This is a genomic window from Streptomyces anatolicus (genome assembly GCF_019400875.1).
Taxonomy (GTDB): Bacteria; Actinomycetota; Actinomycetes; order Streptomycetales; family Streptomycetaceae; genus Streptomyces; species Streptomyces anatolicus.
On sequence record NZ_WMBF01000781.1, the window covers coordinates 1 to 1,745 of the forward strand.

Annotated in this window: 1 protein-coding gene; it reads left to right on the forward strand. The window is 73.5% G+C overall.

Going from position 1 to position 1,745, the window contains the following annotated elements; genetic code table 11:
• Window positions 1-5 precede the first annotated feature (5 nt).
• Window positions 6-1,742 (forward strand): TIGR03767 family metallophosphoesterase, encoded by a 1,737-nt coding sequence (locus tag GKQ77_RS32400; protein WP_219692721.1) that lies wholly within the window; start codon window positions 6-8, stop codon window positions 1,740-1,742.
• Window positions 1,743-1,745 lie beyond the last annotated feature (3 nt).

Genomic DNA, 1,745 nt, shown 5'->3' on the forward strand with positions numbered 1-1,745 from the left:
GAACCATCGCGGGCCTCCTCGACCGCCGCGCCCTCCTCGCCGCCACCGGCGCGGTCACCCTCTCCGCCGGCATCGGCTACGCGCTCGGCCCCGGCGCGGGCGACGGCAACGCCTCCCCGGCGGGCCACGCCACCGTCCCGCGCTCCCGTCCCGCGCCCGCCGCGCCCCTCATGCCGTACAAGAGCGGCACCACCCTGCTCACCGTCGCCGCCGCGCGCGGCACCTCCGGCTACCGGCGGCTCGGCGACGGGCCCGCCTGGCCGCGCGTGGTGCGCGGCGACCTCGCGGCGGCGAAACCGGGGCGCGAGGCGCGGCGGACCGCGCTCGCCGCGTTCGTGCAATTCACCGACCTGCACCTCGTCGACGTACAACACCCCTTGCGGTACGAGTATCTGCGCGCCCAGACCGCGAGCGCCTGGCGCCCGCACGAGTCCCTGTCGGTGGCGGGCGCGGTCTCCCTGGTCGAGCGCGTCAACGCCCTGCGCGGCGCGCCCGCGACCGGCGCCCCGCTGCACTGCGTCGTGACGACCGGCGACAACACCGACAACAACTCCCGCGCCGAACTCGACTGGTTCCTCAAGGTGATGAGCGGCGGCCGCATCACCCCCAACACCGGCGACCCGCGCCGCTACGAAGGCGTGCAGGACAGCGGCCTCAAGCTGTACTGGCACCCGGACGACGCCCTGCGCGACGCCGACAAGTCGCTCGGCTTCCCGCGCCTGCCCGGCTTCCTCGACGCCGCTCTCCGCGAGGTCAACAGCCCCGGCCTCGGACTGCCCTGGTACTCCACGGTCGGCAACCACGACGCGCTGCCCGGCGGCTGCTGGGCTCCCAAGGACTCGTACTTCACCGAGTTCGCCGTCGGCGGCAAGAAGCTGATGTCCCTCGACGAGACGCGGGGCGCCGCGCTGTGGAAGGCGGTGAAGAAGGGCCGCGACCCCAAGGGCGCGCACTTCAAGGAGTTGCTGAAGGGTGAGAGGCGGCGCATGCGGTCCGTCACGCCCGACGAGTCCCGGGCGCCGTTCACGCCCGCCGAGTACGTCCAGGCGCACCTGGACCCCGCCTACGCGGGCCACGGCCCCCTGGGCCACGGCTACACCCAGGAGAACCTGGCCTCGGCCACCCAGTACTACTCCTTCCGCGTCAGCGACGACGTGCTCGGCATCAGCCTGGACACCACCGACCCCGGCGGCCACTACGAGGGCTCGCTCGGCACGGCCCAGCTGCGCTGGCTGGAGCGCGAGCTGGCCGCCAACGAGCGCCGCGCGGGCGGTCCTTCGTACGTGGTCGTCTTCAGCCACCACACCAGCAGGACCATGCGCAACCTCCGCCACGACCCCTCCCGGCCCGGCGAGGCCCGGCACGGTGGCGAGGAGGTCCTCGCGCTGCTCGGCCGCCACCGCTCGGTCCTCGCCTGGGTCAACGGCCACAGCCACAAGAACGCCATCACCCCGCACCGCACCCCGCACGGCTCCTTCTGGGAGGTCTCCACGGCCTCGCACATCGACTTCCCGCAGCTGGCGCGGGTGGTGGAGGTCTCCGACAACCACGACGGCACGGTCTCCGTCTTCACCACGCTCATCGAGTCCGCCGCCCCGCACCGCACGGACTTCGCCGACCTCTCCCAGACGGGCCTCGCCGCGCTGTACCGAGAGCTGTCCTTCAACGCCCCCGGAGCGAAGCCCGCGTTGGGCGGCGAGGCGGGCGACCGGAACACGGAGCTGATCCTGAAGAAGGGCTGAGCC